Origin of the sequence: Legionella santicrucis (assembly GCF_001468135.1) — a bacterium.
In the GTDB taxonomy this organism is placed as follows: Bacteria; Pseudomonadota; Gammaproteobacteria; order Legionellales; family Legionellaceae; genus Legionella; species Legionella santicrucis.
Genome location: NZ_LNYU01000030.1, coordinates 36,113 through 56,033 on the forward strand (window position 1 = coordinate 36,113; position 19,921 = coordinate 56,033).

The following is a 19,921-nucleotide window of genomic DNA, read 5'->3' on the forward strand; positions in this document are numbered from 1 at the left end:
ATAATGGCACACTCTTTGTAGACGACAAGTGATTTGGTGCAATTTTCAAACTAAGACAAGGTTTGTTTATATTGGGCCAATTACTCGCATGATTTCTATGCTTAAAGGATCAAAGATAAGCTTCTTTGTCTCAAATTAGCGGAATGTAAACAAACCCTAACTCGTCAATTATGTGAATAACTATTTGATTCATAGTTTTCTTCGGTCTCATCTGCCTCATCTTTTTTATCTATTGAGTAAATTGGTTTATCAAGTTTGATCATTTTGAGACGTTCACGAAAATCATTTGTCTGTGACGCATAGTTTTGTATTGATTTTATTTCACTCATAATTTCATCAAGGCTTACCTTATTATCCTTGTCATTAGAAACTATAATTTTCTCTATCAGTTCTTTTACTTTCAATCCCTTAACTGTACTATAAATTGAATCCGTGAAATCGGGCTTAAATGTGCCATTAACATCACAACACTCGCGGCTTCCATTAAGGTGTTTGTCATTACGAATGAGGATATTCATTGCTGCAGCAATTAAATGACTTGAAAAAAGCTCAGGATCTATCGTTTCTCCCCCGGCCAGCTTCAGTTGCAGGTCTAGTGAGGGTTTAACTGTCATTGGAGGAGCCGGATCATTTCTATTCTTTTTGGCTTGGAACGAACCATCCTCATTTAATCTCATAACTGATTTCAAATCGGCCGTTATTACTGTTCCATCATTCCTTAATAAAAAATTTTCAGGTTTTAAATCGGAATATATAAAACCCTTTCTTATCAGTTCTATATTAAACTCACAGATTTGATACACCATGTTAAGTGCTGTATTTATTTTTTTTTCCGGATCATTGCCATTCATGTTACGAACAGCATTTAGAATATCGCCTAAGGAGCAAAACTCTCCAATGGCTAGCACATATTCATTAGACTTCTTTACGTTTGAATTCTCAGGTTTATGCTTTCCTAAAGTAATCGTTTCAAAATTATCCTCCAGATGTTTATTTCCTTTATAGTAAAGAACTTCTCTTTCCATACCTTTATAAGGCATTTTGTCAAATTTCTCTAATCTTACAGTGAAGGTAGCGCCTGATATGCTATCAGTTACTCTCCAGTTTTTATTATTTTCTCCACCCAAACCTTTAAAATCAAAACCATCTAATGTTTGAAATTCTATCTTACCCTTTGAGTCTGAAGTTTCATTTAATAATTTAATTAAAGCTTCTTGATTTCCCTGACAAAGCCAATTAGTAATTTCCTTAATTGGATACTTAAAACGTTTCAAATATTTCTCATTTTGCAAGTTATTTTTAGTAACAAAAAGTGCTGCTTCTGAATTAACAGCTTGCAACATCTGATCAAGCTGTTTGCATAGTTCTTTGACCTCTTTAGGCTGGGGATCAATGCTATTTCTGGCTGAAATAATTTTGTCCTGAAGTAAGTGTAAATGCTTATAGTAGTTATTAATAAACGTATTATCATTGGGATTTTTTTGCAAATTTCGTTCATGAATAACGAGTAGATCGAGTTGGTTTTTTATAGATTTTAAGTCTATCTGTCCTTTTTTATTAGCTATTTCAACTTGTTGAAATGCATTATAGAGGGGCACAAATCCACCTGAGTTAATTACTGGAGAATATAACTCAAATAAACGCTGGTTACTTAGATTAATATTACCCTTACAAAGAGTGTTTAATTCACTAAGTAGTGGTTCTGATTTAAACCAATTATAAAATTGATTTGAATCATCATTAGGTTTAGATGCGATATAATCCGTAAAAATTTTCCTGCTCAGAACATCAATTCGCTGAAGCATAATTAATTTGTCTTCATTACGTACCTTATGTATGTCCAAGTTGTTGTATTGATAGATTAAATTATTTAATCTATCAACCTCTATGTTTTCTTTGATTTCGGTTACACTCAGAATAGTCATTTGAATGCTCCTGGTTTTTTTACCTATATACTCAGTGTAAATAACCAATATTACAGGGGTATGAAAATGCAATTCCAATCAGTACATTGCCCTATTCCTATTAGGGGGTCTACTTTGGATTTATGAGAAAACGATGCAAGAAACCACTAGAGACGCTTGGATTTCTGGGCCGTTTGATAAATCAACAGATATGATCAAATTTGGTGTATATTGACTTATGGATGTTGCTGCGTTTATGACTCTTCATATCAACAAGGAGAATTTAATTATTCTTGTTCTAATCTCTGAATGCTATTTCATTATGATTTGCCTGGGTGCACTTCGTTGCACCCAGGCGATGATTTTAGCATCCCCAATAAATACCCTAAATATCATCAAAGTATTTTTTTAACGTTTGTTGTACTTCCAAATTAAGCTGACCTGAATTTGGATCTACAGCACTTACAGTATCGCCAAGATAACCAATCGCCCAGAAAAAAATGTTATTTGTTTCCATATTATCTTGTAAATAAGGCATTAATGAGTTTGTAAAAAATGCTTTCCCTTTTGCAGTTTTCCAAGAGGCTTCACCAAGCACAACAGGATAACCTGCTTTATATAAAAAGCCCCATGACCAATCAAAACGTAATTGGCTTGCCATGCCTGGCGAAGTTTCCCACCCTGCAACTTCGGCAGGATATACATGAGGTGAAAATACTAAATGGCTATTTTGAGCTTGCTCATCCCCCATTAACCACTCTAAAGCAGATTGATTTATTCCTTGCTGCACTAACTGATCTTTCAATTTAACTACGTCAAAAACAGCGACGCCGCTTTGAGCCAATCGCTCATCGAGCAAAGGTTTAAAATCTTCACCCCAATTGCCTTTTAAAAAAACTCGTTCAAGTGTGCCGCATAACGCAGGATCAGGAGAATGGCTATATCCATTATCATCAGGGACTTGTGATTTAGGAACACAAATAACTGGATTATTTGAATCATCATTGCCTGAGTCTGGGCCCTCTACAAATAACAATAAATCAGGATTATTTTTTTGTACTGCATTTGCAGCAGTTGCGATGACTTTTGTCCAAGGCACTTGAAAATCATGTGTTTTAAACCAGTTCAAACGATAAGGTTCATTGAAAATATCAATGCCTAACACATTATCTAATTGACGCTCTTTAATTTCTTTAGCTAAAAAAGCGATATCTTGTTCGTATTGCGTCATGTCATAAACAGTTCCATCACGCATTGCATCACCATATCCTTGGCGGTGATGGATATCAATCATCACTTTAATATTGTTCTTTTTTAATTCTTGTAAGACAATCCAAAAAGCCTGTCTTGGGCTAACTGCCTTCTCACAACTATTTCCATTGCTCTGCCAAGTTTTACAAAAAACACCATTACCTGCACTTGGTATGGCTTTATCTGAAAGCCATTTATTCAAATCTACTTCACGCTGATCATCATAAAGTACTTCGGGTTGGATTGGTAAGCGTAAAGTTTTAAAAGACACTGCTGAACTTTTATCAATACCTGAATCAGGAAATTCCCAGGGTTTACTGATTAAATCCATCATCCCAAAAGATCGAGGATTAGATGTAAGCGATGGAATTGCGTAAAAAGGATTGCTTTGTAATCCTTGCAGAACATTTGTATCTTGAAACCCAGACCACGATAATCCATCTACATGAACAACCTGGCCTTTTTCATCATATATTTTACTCTCTCGAGTTTGATAGGAGTTTGCATCCAATGCAAGTATTAACAAGGAACAACAGCCTAATACTTTCATTTTTTTCATTCAATAAACCTCCAAATTAATATATAGACAAACGAAAAATGTCCGTAATTTAAACATTAAAATATTATTTTATACAAAAACTTGTAAGAATTTTGCTGAAACTTAACAAAAAATAACAAACCCAGGGTGGTTAAACGAAGAGCGACGAGGTCCTTAGCGTAAGAGCAGCACTATGTGCATTCAGCGCAACAGACCTCTACATGAGGTTTTAGCAGAAAATAATAAATCAACCGATACGTGCAAAACGGCGATCACTTTCATAAATTGATTGTTTCACCAACTCGTCCATTTCTGCACTTGGTTCACAAGACTGATAAGCTGTTTTTAATGGGGAAATATCTACTGTTGTTTTAGTCACATCATTTTGCAAATACCCATCGAGATTTCTAAAAGTAAGATATTTATCGATAGCAAACTCGTGGCATTGTGCCATAGTTTCATCTTGGCATATGGAAAACTTAATTAAATGTTCTGCGTGAAATGGCTCTTGGCTTTTTGAAAAAACATACTGCAAGTCATAAAGCAAACTATCAGCACCAGCACAAAAATAATAGCCTGATTGGAATTTATTGTTCTCAAATACATCGCTACGAATATATCGACCTTCCCCAGGTTGTAAACCTGAAAGAGTCACCGTATGAGCTGCTACTTCTTTAGGATCATTAGCAAAAGCCAAACCGGTTAAAACAAAACCTAATAAAATCGAGGCTACTTTCATCATTCTGTTTTAGCTCCTAATGTGAGATAAATATTCCTTGTATGTTTATTATCCTTAAACCATACCAAAGAACAAGAAAAATTAAGGGACACTGACTATTTCATTATCTACTCTCATACACAAATTGAGAGAAGTAGATACATGGAGATAAATTAGCAACAGCCCTTAATAATTGATAACTTTAACAAATTTTTTAGCACTAATGAATTTCAGCACAGCATTATACCCTATTTCATACGATTAGTGTAAAAAATTACAAATTAATTCGTATTTTGATCGAAAAAAATCTCCTCACAGAATTGAAAATGAACCTTTTATTCAAAAAAAAGCTTTGAATCTAAAAATAACTAATTGATTTCATGATAAAAGAACTTTTCTATTGAAAAAAAATAAGTTATAACATCTTTACCATAGCCCAGGATATGGCGACAGCATGATGCTGAAAAATATTTTTTCATGGAGTGAGAAAATGAACAGTAAAGTATTTTCGCAACGTTTCAATCGCGAATTAGCTTCTTTAGGATTCCCAGAAGAGTTAACTGAAAAAACAAAAGCTGTATCTAAAGTATTTGGTGTTTCACGCCATTTAGCAAACTCCCTTATTTTTGGTCATATACTTCCAGGAGCTGAGCAGCTCAACAAAATCGCTGAAATTTTGGAAGTTTGCCCTCAATGGTTAGGTGGCGCTAGTGACCGAAAAAGAACTTATCTAAATCGTGAGACAGCGGATAGTATCTCTTAGAAAATAATAACTAAGGGCATTTTTACATCCATTGATTCCTTAGCCATTTGAGATAATTATTGAAATTATTATATACTATATAAATAATCGTGCTGTATCTAATCTTGACTAGAACTGATGCAGCAAATTATTTTTATATTCTTTAAATGCTTTGAGTTCGCGGATTATAACCATCATGGAATGCTTAAGTTTTTGTATTGGTAAGTCAATTGATTTAACACGCGTAGATAATTATTTTAAAAACGCTTCTAATGAATTTACAGCGATTAAAACTCGCGATGTTCTAAAGCTAAGTGCTAATCATAATAAAAATCATACTGTATTTATTTTTAAAAACGGTGCGGTAGTTTCTTGGGGTGTCAAACGTTATCAAATTAACGATTATTTAAATATTGTTAAGAGCCTCATTGATAAACCTGTGACTCTTTTGGTACATGACGAATTTCATTATCAATACGATAGTAAAACCACTATAGAACCACATGATTTTTTTGATGTAGATTGTTTAACTATTGAAGATGACAGCGATGAGTTAAAACTTAGCCTGTCTTATGGATTTTCTCAATCAGTTAAGTTGCAGTATTTTGAAACAATTATTGAAGTACTGATCGAAAAGTACAATCCTATGATTCAAAAACTATCACTGACAGGTGAAATGGAAATTAGCCGTACACAAATACAACAAATTATTGGTGAAATTCTTGGAGCTAAGAGCGAAATGAATTTAATTAGTAATTTTCTTTATCATCCAAAATATTTTTGGCAACATCCAACTTTAGAAGAACACTTTACGATGCTTGAACGCTACTTGCACATACAAAGACGCGTCAATGCAATTAATCACCGTCTCGATACTCTCAATGAAATCTTTGATATGTTTAATAACTACTTAGATAATCGACATGGCCATAATTTGGAAATAATCATTATCGTTTTAATCACTTTAGAAATTATTATTGCGGTGCTAAATTTGCATTTTTAATCAATTAATAAGAGCAAATTTCATTAAAACCAGCTATTCTTAACAGAAATAGTGACGATTAACAAAATTATGCTGAGCAATACAAATCAACTCAATGAGGATCAACTTAAGGATCTAGAACAATTAAAAGCCATCTGTAAAAAAAGCGATGGCAGTGTTCCTAACTTATATACTCACTTATTAACCCAAAAAAGAAACTTCCCCACCATTCTGTTAGACTATGAAAACCAAAAATTAATCGGTTTCTTAAGTGTTTATTTTTTTTATGATGATGCTGTTGAAATTTCACTGCTTATTCATCCATCTTTTCGCCGCCAAGGTATAGCCAAAAAATTGCTTCGCAATATTTTACCCCTTGTGAAGGAGCAAAATTTTTTCAAATTAATATTTTCAAGTCCTGCCCATTTAAATCACCATTGGTTACCTGATATTGGGTGCACCTATATGCATAGCGAATACTATATGGAACGAAATGATTTAAGTCCTTTACTTGATTACAAAAAGGACTTAACCTTCCGTACCGCAACCATTAAAGATATTCCTTTTCTTTGTGTTCTGGACGAATCCTGTTTTTTTAAAACACAAGCAGAATTAATTCCACGTTTCGAACACATACTCGGTGATAGAACTTATCAAATAATGCTTGCTTTTGAAGACAACCATCTTGTTGGTAAAGCACATTTACGTTGGCAAAAGCATGGGGCAACACTTTCTGATATTGCAGTATTACCAATAAGACAAGGTAAAGGATTAGGAACCGCTTTAATAGCGCACTGTATTAATTTTGCACTAAGCGAAGGAAAACCTCATCTTAATCTTGATGTGGAAACACACAATCAGAAAGCACTCAACCTATATTCTCGCCTTGGTTTTCTCACTCAAAATGCATGTGATTATTGGGAAATAGATCTTTATCAATTAGAAAAATTCATAAAACAAAAACATGGCAAGAAAGGAGAATCCAAAGCAGAGGATAAGTAGTTTTCTGGGATAGAAGAATAATTGTCAGGGAATAAACTGCTTGCTCGCTGTGAAATCGTCTAGTGAAAGATTCAGTTCCTTTAGCGTATTCTCAATATCTTCTTTTTTAGAAAAAAAAGGATCGTCCCTTTCAAGATATTCTTTAAGTTGCTCTTCAAGATTATTTGGATTATTAATCTTATCCAGATGTAGCCTAATATTGTCTAGAATATTTGCAGCTTGAGTCAAGTTTTCTTCACAAAGCTCTTTACAATGCAATTGACGTTCTATAAAAGCACGAACGTTATACAATCCTTCGGACAATACATAAGATGCATTCTCTTTTTGAGGTTTAAAGCTATCAATCTTGTTACTTATTTTTTTCATTTTTTTATTATCAGAAAGATCCTCATTGGCTAGAATGTTCTTTATTTTTATTATAGTCTTCGAATGGCTCTCTTTTTCAAGATGGCTAACTAAGACATCTATATAATTGGAAATGATGCCTATTTTAGTTTTATAAATTTCTCTTAATAATTTATCTTCAAAATAAGCAACAAAATTTTCTTTGATAATACTTTTATCCGAATGAATTAAATCATAAAATTCCTTGATGATTTTTTCTTCGTTGTCATCTATTTCAATTTTTTTTAATTGTTCCAAAAAAATAGAATCATCTTGCCAGGACTTAGATATATCTCCTTTATCCCCGTACTCGTCAGGTTTGTAAAATTGTTCCATTATGGTCTGGATATATGGAGACTGCATTACTTTCTGTCCCCGAGCGACCTCATAGTAACACCAAATTGTTTTGTGAATAAACGCTAACATCGCAGATGAAGAAACTAAATCAGGCCTACCCGATAAGGTATAATATTTCTCTAACATTTCTTTACTCATAGCTCCAGGCTTCTTCTCTACCACATTCTGTGTCTCTATGAAATATTTCATCCTTTTTTTAGAAGAAGTACTGTTATTAATGTCTTGATCCTTTATTTCTGTGAACCCAGAGACTAACTTTAGGTCTATTACCTTTTGAGATAAATCGATAAGTTTATAATCAAAAGAGAATAAATTATTGATGTGCTTTCTTTTTTCCGCAATTTTTAGAATCGCCCCCAGATTTAGTTGTATGAATTGAGAGAGTTCTTCACGATTATTAATATTGACATTCGGATTTTCAATATTAAGTGTTCCACTGATTAGTTCATCCGTATTTTTTTTGAGATAATAAGACAATTCATTATTTCCTGATATTTTGAAATAAAGCTTATTCTCTTCTTTGATATCATCTTCATTATCAATAATTAAAAAATCCTGATACCTTTCAGGGTAATAAACAGGCTTCAGAGTGAAAGGCATCGCTTTATGGAGTTCATTAACTAATTCATCAAACGTTAAAGGTTTTGTTTTTCCTGAGTTAGGATCAAAAAACTGATAATATTGCAGGTCATCAATCACCATAGGTTTAATGGCGGTGATATGTCCTGGCTGCCCACTCCTTGACGTAAATACAAATCCTACCACATGTGCATTGCCTGTCTTTTCAAGTGCTAACTTAATATTTTCTTTAAATGTTTCCGAGGGTTTTCGTTCAGAAGAGTTATACATTTCCCGGTTATAAAACGAACCATTCCCTACATCTATTGCATATTTATTTTCGTATTTTTTATCTTCGTGTATTATATCCATCAAGTGTTGATACATTCCAACACGAAGATTAATGTTACTTTCACTTTCTAAAGCAACATCTTGTTGTTGTATCAAACTTTTGATTTCATCCAGGTCTTGCTGCCCTACATTTGTTCCGTTGTTCACTAAGGAGCTGATTAAACCTTGCGACATTTGTTCGTAGGGTATTGTTTTTTCCTGTAACGTACCATTCTTATCATAAACCTTAAATGTTAAATCATTACCCTTGCTATAGGGTATTGGGATGTAGATTAATCCGGGAATAAGGCCGTATTCTTCCGTAGAAGATAGAGTGTATTTACCCTTGAGATGTTCTAAAAACAACTTTTTTAAAAATGGTGTTTTAGGTTGTTTATTTTGTTTTTTCTCCCGCTCGTGATGATAGTCCACCGCATACATATCACAAAGACCAGTACATACTCCTTTTTTGTTAAGTGCCCCAAGCATATTATGAAACGTTACTAAATCATACTGATTATAACTTTGCTCATTTTTTTCACTAAAATTTGTTTTTTCCACAAGATACCGTAGAACCTCAGGATGAGAGTTATGTGTGTAAGCGATCACCAAGGGCGTAATACCGTATTTGTTAGTTGCATTAAGATCATAACCAAGCTCTATCAAGTCATAAACGTCCTTGAGCGTGCCTTCTTTACATGCTAAATGTAGTTTTGTATTGCCCTCTTGATCTCGTTCATCAATATTTTTCAAGATTTCAATGTCTTTGGAGGTTTTCATTATAAGATTCTCATTTATGTATAAGCTTTATGTGGTTATTTGTTTTAAATAAATATCAATCATAATGAATAATTATAGATCGATTCATTATATCCACGTTGTTTGGATCACTTCACTTAGAAAGAAAAATAGTTCTTAAATTCCTCACTAATTTTTGATTCATTGCAATAAATTCCAGTAATAATGACCTTAATAAATGTTTACTCAATATAGAACTTGACAAAATTTAAAGCCCGCCTTTAGTATTGGACTGAAAAAATGGAACAATTCAATTCTAATTCATTTTTTATACTGATATTTAAGAACGAGTTTGCTGTTGATAAGAACTAAAGGATCATTAATGAAAAAAAGGGTTGTAATAACCGGTATGGAGATAACTTCTTCCATAGGAACTGGGCTCAGCAAATTCTGGGAGGCCGCAAGTCAAGGACAGTGCGGAATAAAACGCATTCAATGCTATGATCCTGCGCTTTATCCAACCCAAATAGCAGGTGAAATAACTGACTTTTCATTAGAGAATCTTCCTGAATTGAATAAAAATAAACGCTACGTACGTGTGGCCCAATTTGCATTATATTGCACGTACAATGCACTATTACAATCGGGACTTACTGAGCATGAATTACGTAAGGCAGGAACATACATAGGTACAGGAATGGGAGGCTATCCTGAATCAGAAACAAGTTATAAGATGTTTTTCGCCAATAACTGGAAAAAAATGCAGCCTTTAACTGTAATTAGAGGAATGCCAAATTCCGTTGCAAATTTTATTGCTATTGCGTTCGGTATCGGTGGGCCTAATTCTACAATTTCAAATGCGTGCGTTTCATCAGCTGATGCTATAGGTGCCGCCTACCAACAAATTTCTCAAGGCATCATTTCTACGGCTATCTGTGGAGGAACCGAAGCACCTCTTTGGGAGTCCATGATGTCTGCATGGTGTAAACTCAAAGTAATGTCTATTAATAACGAGAATCCAACAAAAGCCTGTCGTCCATTTGATCTTAATCGCGAAGGAATGGTCATGGCAGAAGGAGCTGGAATTTTAGTTCTTGAAGAATTAAGTCAAGCACAAGCCAGAGGAGCTCCCATTTTTGCAGAAATCATTGGATTTGGTGCCAGTTGTGATGCATTTCACATCACTGCCCCTTCTTCTGAAGGACAGCAACGTGCAATTCACGCAGCCTTAGATGGCGCGAGAGTATCGCCTCTAGATATTCAATATATAAAAGCTCATGGCACCGGAACTACCTTAAATGATGCAACTGAAACCCAAACCATTAAATCAATATTTGGGGAAAGAGCCTATGAGATTCCAATCACTGCGCAAAAAGCGATGATAGGTCATTCTATAGGTGCCTCTGGTGTCATGGAAATTATTTCTTCATGCTTGAGTCTGCAACATGATTTATTATTACCAACAATCAATTTAGAAACTCCAGATCCTGTTTGTGATCTCGATTATGTTCCTCATCAAGCGCGTAAAAAATCTATTGATATAGCATTATCCAACCATTTTGCCTTTGGAGGTGCCAATGCTGCTTTAATTCTACGTAGGTATGTACGCTAAAAAACGCTGACGACAAATGCAGAATTGTTAGTACGAATAATTTTTGGGCAACCTGGATGAGGGGATTGATGTTTCGGAACCAACCTCGGTTTTCAAAAAACGCCACCCTTCACAAAAGCACTGTCTCTTGATCACATCCCTGACTATGCCTCGCCGGCTTATCCGCGGGGCCAGTATTTTAGCGTAGTGCTCTTGGGTTTTGCCAACAGGCGGCTGAACGTGTATAGAAGATTCCGTGCGAAAGCAGAGGCCTACTAAAGGTTATGCTATAAGATGAAATTTCCAGCAAGGTTTGTTGCTTTAGACCTCCCGCTTTTGCAGAAGGCGAGGTTTGGAAGAGCGTACTCTCAAGTTATAGAAGAGGATTCAGACTCATACACACTTCCTTTGGGATACTTAAAACATATAACTTAAACTAAATAACAATTCTGTAGTATATAAATGAGGCATGCCCGGGCCTTGATTAAGTGTAGCTCCATCACCTCCCAAATAATTTTTTCCCCAATCGGCAAATTCAGCACCTACACCTACTTGCCAATTAGGAGTTAACATCTTTTGAATACCTGCTCCTAGAGTATAAGAAAAAGCAACAACACTGCCGGTACTAAACCAATACGTAGGGTAAAGAACAGGATCTATTGTTGTAGAAGAATAATCATGAGAATGATTCCAACCGACACCAAAACTTCCACTAAGATAAGGTTGTACGGTTTGAAACCCATTGGCAATAAGTTTACCCTTCATTTCTGCACGTACATGGCTTACCTTATACCGATAGGTATAAACATTGGGAATGCCATTGACATTAACCACCCCCGAAAGATAAGCATCACTCGCTGCCGCAACACCAAGTCCTAATTGTCCAATGATATTAGTTGCTCCAATAAAACGTTGTAACCCAAAAAAAATTTCGCCTGTACCTAAAAAATCAGATTCTGAGTCAGCAATATAATAGTTAAATAATGGTGCCGGAAAAGGATATAGGTATTGATCTTTCCCAGGGTCGGACCAAGCGGGCCCCCCACTTATCGTAATAATCGATGACCATACTTGAGGTACTACTGGAGCAAATGGGTCTATAGCAAAAACATTCACCGCAAATAAAGCACAAAATACCAAGACTACTAGTTGTTTAAACATACCTATCCTTTTGATTTTTAACCATTAAATCCTAAGATCTGTTGACAGTTAGTTCCCACTGCCTACTCGCACACTTTATGCTCGACCTCCAGCTTGGCAAAGCCTAGTATTGGTTCAAATGGATTCACATCGCTTGAATCATGCGCATAAGGCGCAGGATGTAGGAAGAGAGAAATAAATCATCAACAGTCCCTAATGCAATCCGATTAATTTTATACAATATTTGGGCTCGATTTTCTATACTTCACTTATTCTACAGTAAACTCAAAGAGATAAAATCAAGTCGTCTAAACCGTGGCATTGAAGGTATCTTGGGTATATAATCAGCTATTTTACAAAAAGGCCAACAAATGAGTTATTCACTATCTGATATAGCAAATAAGGTGCAAGGGATAGTCATTGGGGATGACTCGATAAGAATTTCTTTCCTATCACCTATCGATGAAATTGCTCCTGGAAGCTTGGTATTTGCTGATAGTATTGAAAATGTAAAAAAAGCAGAAGCATCACAAGCAGCTGCTATACTTGTAAACCAGCAGGTTTCGATTTCTTGTAAACCCTTAATCCAAGTAAAACATCCATTCAATGCATTTATAGCTTTAATACGACAATTTAATCCTCCCCAAAAAATCATTCCGAATATTCATCCTTCTGCCGTTATTGGAGAGGGAGTACAATTAGGAAATGAAATATTTATAGGTCCTTATGTAGTGATTGAAGCTGGAAGCATTATAGGAAATCACTGTGTATTGAAAAGTCACATTCATATTGGGCATGAGGTAATCCTAGGTGACCACAGTACCATCCATCCCCATGTGACTATCTATGATAAGTGTCAAATTGGATCCAGAGTAACCATTCATGCCTCTACTGTTATCGGTTCTGATGGTTTTGGTTATACCTTTATTGATGGCAAACACCAAAAAGTCCCTCATGTCGGACGTGTGATTATTGAAGATGATGTAGAAATAGGTGCAAATACAGCTATAGATCGTGCAACAATAGGTTCAACCATGATTGGTGAAGGAACTAAAATTGATAACCTAGTCCAAGTAGCTCATTCGGTTAAGTTAGGGAAACACAATATTCTTTGCGGATTTACGGGTATTGCTGGGAGCACCACCTCTGGCAATAATGTTATTTTTGCTGCGAATGTTGGCGTCAGTGACCATGTACGCATTGACGATGGTGTAGTATTAGGAGCACGAACAGGCGTACCACCAAATAAGCATCTGAAAGAAGGAAATATTTATTTAGGAAATCCTGCTCGCCCCAAAGATCTTGCTATTCAACATGAACTTGGTGTCAATCGAATCCCCTCGATGCGTAAAAATATTAAGGCGCTTGCAGAACAAATTGAGTTGTTGAAAAAGCAAATATTAGCCAAAGAAGAGGCAGAGTAACTATGACACCCGCCCCATTAATTCTCATTGATGGTTCATCCTATTTTTTCCGCGCATTTCATGCGCTCCCGCCTTTGACCAATTCAAAGGGGCAACCTACAGGAGCAATCTATGGGGTAGCCAATATGATTAAAAAGCTCATTAAAGATTATCAGCCTGAAGAATTGGCCGTAGTCTTTGATGCAAAAGGAAAAACATTCAGAGATGAGTGGTATCCTGAGTACAAAGCACATAGACCCCCTATGCCCCAAGAGCTTAGCTCACAATTTGCCCCCTTAATCGAATTATTAGGAGCGATGGGAATTCCCATTCTTATTATTGAAGGAGTGGAAGCAGACGATGTAATCGGCACTTTAGCAACTCAAGCTACTGAACAAGGCATACCCGTTGTTATTTCTACGGGCGATAAAGATATGGCACAACTTGTCAACGAACATATTTCATTAATTAACACCATGAATAACTCGGCCATGGGCATTGAAGGGGTCAAAGAAAAATTTGGTGTCACGCCCAATCAAGTTATTGATTATTTAACTCTCATTGGGGATAGTGTCGATAATGTTCCAGGAGTAACTAAATGCGGCCCTAAAACAGCAGTTAAATGGCTCACAGAGTATCAAACCCTTGACAATCTAATCAATAATGCGAATCAAATCGGCGGTAAAATCGGAGACTATTTACGTGAGAGTATACCCCAGCTCCCTCTATCTAAAAAATTAGTGACTATTAAAACAGATGTAAGTTTACCCTTGGGCTGGGGTGAATTGAAGCCTAATGCTATGAATAAAGAACGTTTAATTGCATTAGTCCGAGAATTAGAGTTCAAAAACTGGCTAAAAGAACTTTTAAGTGAAGAACCGCAATACGACGACAACACCAAAACAGTACAAGTGGTATTTGAATTAATCACAACCAATCAACAATTAAGCCATTGGTTAAACCAGTTAGAACAATGTGATGCATTTTGCATTGATACAGAGACAACAAGCCTTGATATTATGATGGCAGAGATTGTTGGAGTTTCCTTAGCAATCGAAGAAGGTAAAGCGGCGTATATTCCATTTACTCACACTGATGGTAGCTCTCAATTACTCCGTGAAGAAGTATTAACCGCTTTAAAGCCTATTTTGGAAAACCCTGCAATTAAAAAAATCGGTCAAAATCTTAAATACGACTATTCCGTTTTGAAAAATCATGACATTACATTAAAAGGGATTAATTACGATACCATGTTAGAGTCCTATGTACTCAACAGCGGTTCAGGCCGTCATGATATGGACTCCCTTGCTTTAAAATATTTAGGACATAAAACTATAAGTTATGAAGAAATTGCGGGTAAAGGAGTGAAGCAGCTTCGTTTTGACCAGATTCCTGTAGATAAGGCTGGTGCTTATGCTGCAGAGGACGCCGATATTACGCTACAACTACATCATAAACTCTATCCGTTGATTCCAGAGTCAGTACAAAATGTTTATGACAATATTGAAATGCCATTAGTAACTGTACTTGCAGATATGGAGCGAATTGGAGTTCTTATAGATTCTATAACCCTAAAGCAACATGGAGAGCGCTTAAAAGAACGCATAAGAACGTTAGAAGAAGAGGCTTTGCATCTAGCAGGGAAGTCCTTTAATTTAAACTCACCCAAGCAATTACAAGAAATTCTTTTTGATTCACATAAATTGCCTATCATTGCAAAAACACCTACTGGACAGCCATCAACAGCAGAATCCGTGTTGCAAGAATTAGCCTATGATTATCGTCTTGCCGCTGTAATTCTTGAGTATCGGAGTTTAACTAAATTAGTTTCTACATACATTGATGCCTTACCTAAAAAAATTAACCCAAAAACAAATAGAGTGCATACCTCCTATAACCAGGCGGTTACCGCCACAGGCAGACTTTCCTCGAGCGAACCCAACTTGCAAAACATTCCTATACGCAGTGAAGAAGGAAGACTAATTCGCACCGCATTCATAGCACCTAAAGATAATCTTATTCTTGCTGCAGACTACTCCCAAATTGAATTACGGATCATGGCACATTTGTCACAAGACGAGAATCTGCTCAAAGCATTTGCTAAAGGTTGGGATGTTCATGCAGCAACTGCTAGCGAAATTTTTCAAATACCCTTAGAGGAAATAAATAATGAGCAACGTCGCCGAGCCAAGGCAATCAATTTTGGCTTGATTTATGGAATGTCTTCTTTTGGTTTAGCGAAGCAAATTGGGGTGGAGCGCCAAGATGCACAATATTATATTGACACCTATTTTCAGCGCTATCCTAAGGTGCTGGAATATATGAATCGCACCCGTCAACAAGCACATCACCAAGGTTATGTAGAAACGTTATTTGGCAGGCGTTTGTATTTACCCGAAATCAATGCACGTAATTTAATGCGACAAAAAGCTGCAGAACGAACTGCTATTAATGCTCCCATGCAAGGAACTGCAGCAGATATCATAAAAAATGCAATGATTTGTATTGCAAAATGGCAAAACGCTTATGAAAAGCCTCCAGCAAGAATGATCATGCAGGTACATGATGAATTGGTTTTTGAAGTAAACAAAAATGAAGTTGAATCAAGTAAAGAAGTAATCCGTGAATTGATGGAGCACACCGTCACTCTTTCTGTTCCACTTGTAGTCTCTATTGGTACAGGTGTCAACTGGGATGCCGCTCATTAGATCCATGCCCATCTCAATGGGCTCTCTTATGTGTGCTGAGTTGCCCAATAAATATTTAATGCATCACCGTATTCAAGAGGTTTAATAATTTGACCTCTAACATTTAAGTCTTTGGTTGCAAGTTTATCTTTTGTAGTATAAGCATTGGTTACAATAAATACCTCTATAAAAGTTAATGAGGGCTCCTGACGGATTATCTTAAGCAAATCGATCCCATTTACTTTGGGAATATTAATATCGAGAAGAATCACTTTAGGGTGTATTTTTTTTTCTCCTTCACGACCAAATAATTTATTTAATGCTTCCTGCCCGTTAGAAGCAATTTCAATAGCACAGGATTCTTTAACTTTTTTAAATAGCCGTTGTGCACCCTGGACATCAACAATATCATCCTCCACATATAAAATATCGACTGTGTTTTCTTGGGGGTTCATAATCATCCTCCTGTTGTACTTTTCCCATACTCACATTGCCCCTAAGCCTAGTAGAATTTAAGTTTTGTTGACAATTCATTCTTCTCCCTACGTTCCACACTTTATGCGTTGGATCTATGACGAGGAGAATCTATTTGAACCAACATTAAGGTCCTGGCAAAGCTAGAGGTTGCACCTAGAGCGCGACATGTAGACATTGGGAACCAATTGTTAACAAATCCTAAAAATATCTAAAAATCTGAATCACTAAAAGACTCTTCTTTTAATTATAGTATTGCTTACATCCGCAATGATGATTTATTGCCTATAATTATATATAAATATGAAACTGAGGGACTAACTATGTTTCAATTTGATCAATCTATCAACTTAATGCTAGTAGATGATGATGAAGTTGATATTCAAGACATACAAAGAACATTTCAAAAAAATAACATCAATAATCCACTTCACATTGCCACGAATGGATTAGATGCATTAAATATGTTATTGGGAAAATCAGGGGAACAAAAACTACATCCCACACCTAGAATCATAATTTTAGATATCAATATGCCTAAAATGAATGGTATAGAATTTATGAAAACCATCCGCTCAAATAATAAATTAAAATCATTACTGATTTTTATTCTTACTACGTCGAATAATGAACAGGATAAAATAGATGCATATAATTTAAATGTTGCCGGATATATCATAAAACCGTTCCAGTTTTCTGATTTTAAAGAAGTAGTGGACGCCTTACATCACTATTGGAATCTCCTGGAATTTCCACACGACAATTTTAATTGAAACATCGCTTCGATATAAAAGATAAAGTAATTTTTTATATCGAACCACTTTTATTTGGAATTGGATTCATATAAATGTTACGAGTATTTATGCAAAACAATGCATCGTAGCTCAAGTCTTAGAAAAGACTGTTAAGGAATTTATGTGAATGTCAAGCGACGCTATTGAGTTTTGGCACCAATACAAACTGGAACACTTATCCAGAGATGAGTTGATACGCAACACTCAACTTATGGTTCTGGCTTCGTTGCCAGAACCATATCTCTTATTACCTCTTGCAGATTACAAGCTATAAATGCTTCTGAGGCATTTTCTCAGATTTTAACTGCTTATTTTTACGGTCTACAATCTTTGATTTTTGCCAATCCCCCTGACCTATTACAATAAATAGTTACAGGTTCTACTTTGTTTCAACATAGGATCAAGTAAATCTAATATCGTACTCTAGTTAGTACTGCTAAAACTTGGTCCTTCATTTTCCAAACCTTTATCTGGTTCTGGCTTAGGCGATGACTGCTGATCCAGTTTTGTTCCATCAACGTCATCAACGCTCGATTTCACTGACTGTGTAGGAGTGACATCACTACTTTTTGGTGAGTCCATTGCAATATTACTTACTGTTTTAGTAGCATCTTTCACGAGGCCGACAGCCTTCTTATTTATTTGGTCGCCGATATCACCAACCTTATTTTGAATAGATGAGAGCGCATCCGAAATGGGTTTTAGACTTTCAGAATTTTTCAACTCATCCCATTTTTCATTTGCCCCCTTTATAGCTGCTTCTTTTAGCCTATCTTTTGCCTCGCCTAGCTCCCCCTTCAACTCACCTAAAGCCTTCCCCAATTCTGTTTCGGCGAATTTATCACCAAGCTTTTTTACGCCACTTTTAAATGCAGCGGTAACATCATCATTAATATCTTCAACCATCTTCGACAATTCATCGATAAGCTTTATCCTTGGGTCTTGACTGCCTGAATCAATTCCTTTTTTCTTATCATCTTTCTTTCCACTTGTATCCGCACCTTGATTCTGATTTTGATTCTGCTGTTGATTCGCACCAGACGTAGGTGCATTTGTTGATGGAACAGTGATCTCATCAGGTTTTGGCGGAGCAACCGTATCTGTTTTTGGTGTTGTGTCTGTTTTTGGCGTTGTATCTGTTTTTGGCGGCTCTTTGCTTATTGATTTATCTTCACTTTCATTCATATATTAAACCTCAGTAATCTACCCCTATTATCTTTAAAGATAGCACATCATCAAATGCAATGCTCTAGAAACAATGCTAGCATACGCTTTATTGTGTACTATAATCTTATCAAGAATTATTTTTGACAAATTATGCATGAAATAAATTTACACTAAATTTTCAAAATAAATACAAAAAAAATGGATTACTCATGATTTATAATGATTTTCGCTTTATGTCCCGTGGAAAACAACTTCTTGCTTTAAAAAAAGAGGACTTTTCACTTCTTAAGCCCATTAATCAACGAGGTACAAAAAAAGATCGCGCCTTACTGCTTTTTCATGGTTTTACATCGTCGCCCGCTGTTTATCGTTACCTTATTCCTCAATTAAAAAATTATGATGCTATAGTATGTCCTGCATTACCTGGACATGCCGACAGTATTGCGGCTTTCGCCAAAGCCAAAAGAAATGACTGGGTATCTTACGCGAATCAAGAATGTGAAATATTGTTTAAAGAGTATCAAAAAGTAGATATATTAGGCGTTTCCCTTGGTGCTTTACTGGCATGCAAACTGAACCAAAATTTTTCATTCAATCATATGTTCCTTTTAGCCCCTGCTTTAAAATTGCAGATGAACATTAATCGAAATGTAAAACTAATTATGCTACTTAAAAATCTGGGGTTTTCTGAGCTACGGGGAATGGCTGGTAATCTTGTCAGTAACAAACATACTGAAATCTCCTATCGTAGGGTACCTCTTTCTGCACTGCTCGAACTGTTTGCTTTAATCCAAGAACATCAATGGGTACCCCCTAACTGCCCTACTGATCTTTTTTTAGGAACACATGATATTGTTGTTGCATCCAAAGAAGTAGAAAAAATGTTCGCCCATCTACCAAATACAACCATACATTGGCTTGCAAACTCAGCACATATCTTGCCTTTAGATAATGATTTGGATCAAATTGTTCAATGTGTTAATCAGTGTATCTAATCATCACGTCAATGAGAACCAATTTTACCAAATCAATGTCTTAGTGCTCGTAAGTTGTTTTGGACCCTCCACATTAAACTGTCTCTTGATCACATCTCCATCAATTTGGTAGCTATCCTAAGTCCTTCAACTCGCTCTTGTAAACGGAACCATCCTTTCCAGATAG

At 35.8% G+C, this 19,921-nt stretch carries 16 protein-coding genes; 9 read left to right on the plus strand and 7 right to left on the minus strand.

Annotation, left to right across the window (positions count from 1 at the left end; genetic code table 11):
- Window positions 1-164 precede the first annotated feature (164 nt).
- The 3 genes from Lsan_RS07370 to Lsan_RS07380 form a co-directional block, all read right to left on the minus strand.
- Window positions 165-1,925, minus strand: coding sequence for a protein kinase family protein (locus Lsan_RS07370; RefSeq protein ID WP_058513864.1), 1,761 nt, complete (start codon window positions 1,923-1,925; stop codon window positions 165-167).
- A gap of 364 nt (window positions 1,926-2,289) precedes the next feature.
- Window positions 2,290-3,714: a cellulase family glycosylhydrolase gene (locus tag Lsan_RS07375; protein ID WP_058513865.1), complete on the minus strand. Its 1,425-nt coding sequence runs from the start codon at window positions 3,712-3,714 to the stop codon at window positions 2,290-2,292.
- A gap of 226 nt (window positions 3,715-3,940) precedes the next feature.
- Window positions 3,941-4,435, minus strand: a complete 495-nt coding sequence (locus tag Lsan_RS07380; protein ID WP_058513866.1) for a hypothetical protein — start codon at window positions 4,433-4,435, stop codon at window positions 3,941-3,943.
- 466 nt (window positions 4,436-4,901) lie between these two features.
- Between Lsan_RS07380 and Lsan_RS07385 the strand changes: the two genes are divergently transcribed.
- The 3 genes from Lsan_RS07385 to Lsan_RS07395 all read left to right on the plus strand — a co-directional run bounded on the left by Lsan_RS07385 (window position 4,902) and on the right by Lsan_RS07395 (window position 7,137).
- Window positions 4,902-5,174: a hypothetical protein gene (locus Lsan_RS07385; protein WP_058513878.1), complete on the plus strand. Its 273-nt coding sequence runs from the start codon at window positions 4,902-4,904 to the stop codon at window positions 5,172-5,174.
- 175 nt (window positions 5,175-5,349) lie between these two features.
- Window positions 5,350-6,156 (plus strand): RMD1 family protein, encoded by an 807-nt coding sequence (locus tag Lsan_RS07390; RefSeq protein ID WP_058513867.1) that lies wholly within the window; start codon window positions 5,350-5,352, stop codon window positions 6,154-6,156.
- Between the two features lie 69 nt (window positions 6,157-6,225).
- Window positions 6,226-7,137, plus strand: a complete 912-nt coding sequence (locus Lsan_RS07395) for a GNAT family N-acetyltransferase (protein ID WP_058513868.1) — start codon at window positions 6,226-6,228, stop codon at window positions 7,135-7,137.
- A 24-nt stretch (window positions 7,138-7,161) separates the two neighbouring features.
- On the opposite strand, the gene Lsan_RS07400 is transcribed toward Lsan_RS07395, so the two are convergent.
- A complete protein-coding gene (locus tag Lsan_RS07400; RefSeq protein WP_058513869.1) occupies window positions 7,162-9,546 on the minus strand; it encodes an ankyrin repeat domain-containing protein in 2,385 nt (794 codons plus the stop codon).
- Between the two features lie 340 nt (window positions 9,547-9,886).
- On the opposite strand from Lsan_RS07400, the gene Lsan_RS07405 reads away from it, so the two are divergent.
- Window positions 9,887-11,116, plus strand: coding sequence for a beta-ketoacyl-[acyl-carrier-protein] synthase family protein (locus Lsan_RS07405; protein ID WP_058513870.1), 1,230 nt, complete (start codon window positions 9,887-9,889; stop codon window positions 11,114-11,116).
- Between the two features lie 396 nt (window positions 11,117-11,512).
- Here Lsan_RS07405 and Lsan_RS07410 read toward each other — a convergent pair whose 3' ends face one another.
- The gene (locus Lsan_RS07410) at window positions 11,513-12,256 is read right to left on the minus strand and encodes an outer membrane protein (RefSeq protein WP_058513871.1); all 744 of its coding nucleotides are present in this window, start codon (window positions 12,254-12,256) and stop codon (window positions 11,513-11,515) included.
- Between the two features lie 350 nt (window positions 12,257-12,606).
- Between Lsan_RS07410 and lpxD the strand changes: the two genes are divergently transcribed.
- Window positions 12,607-13,659, plus strand: coding sequence for a UDP-3-O-(3-hydroxymyristoyl)glucosamine N-acyltransferase (gene lpxD, locus Lsan_RS07415; RefSeq protein ID WP_058513872.1), 1,053 nt, complete (start codon window positions 12,607-12,609; stop codon window positions 13,657-13,659).
- A gap of 2 nt (window positions 13,660-13,661) precedes the next feature.
- A complete protein-coding gene (gene polA, locus Lsan_RS07420) occupies window positions 13,662-16,346 on the plus strand; it encodes a DNA polymerase I (RefSeq protein ID WP_058513873.1) in 2,685 nt (894 codons plus the stop codon).
- 26 nt (window positions 16,347-16,372) lie between these two features.
- Here polA and Lsan_RS07425 read toward each other — a convergent pair whose 3' ends face one another.
- Window positions 16,373-16,780, minus strand: a complete 408-nt coding sequence (locus tag Lsan_RS07425; RefSeq protein WP_058513874.1) for a response regulator — start codon at window positions 16,778-16,780, stop codon at window positions 16,373-16,375.
- Between the two features lie 342 nt (window positions 16,781-17,122).
- Between Lsan_RS07425 and Lsan_RS07430 the strand changes: the two genes are divergently transcribed.
- A complete protein-coding gene (locus Lsan_RS07430; protein ID WP_058513875.1) occupies window positions 17,123-17,572 on the plus strand; it encodes a response regulator in 450 nt (149 codons plus the stop codon).
- A 148-nt stretch (window positions 17,573-17,720) separates the two neighbouring features.
- Window positions 17,721-17,867: a hypothetical protein gene (locus Lsan_RS21995; protein WP_157068290.1), complete on the plus strand. Its 147-nt coding sequence runs from the start codon at window positions 17,721-17,723 to the stop codon at window positions 17,865-17,867.
- A 149-nt stretch (window positions 17,868-18,016) separates the two neighbouring features.
- Here Lsan_RS21995 and Lsan_RS07435 read toward each other — a convergent pair whose 3' ends face one another.
- Window positions 18,017-18,778: a hypothetical protein gene (locus Lsan_RS07435; RefSeq protein ID WP_058513876.1), complete on the minus strand. Its 762-nt coding sequence runs from the start codon at window positions 18,776-18,778 to the stop codon at window positions 18,017-18,019.
- A 191-nt stretch (window positions 18,779-18,969) separates the two neighbouring features.
- Between Lsan_RS07435 and Lsan_RS07440 the strand changes: the two genes are divergently transcribed.
- Window positions 18,970-19,755 (plus strand): alpha/beta hydrolase, encoded by a 786-nt coding sequence (locus Lsan_RS07440; RefSeq protein ID WP_058513877.1) that lies wholly within the window; start codon window positions 18,970-18,972, stop codon window positions 19,753-19,755.
- Window positions 19,756-19,921 lie beyond the last annotated feature (166 nt).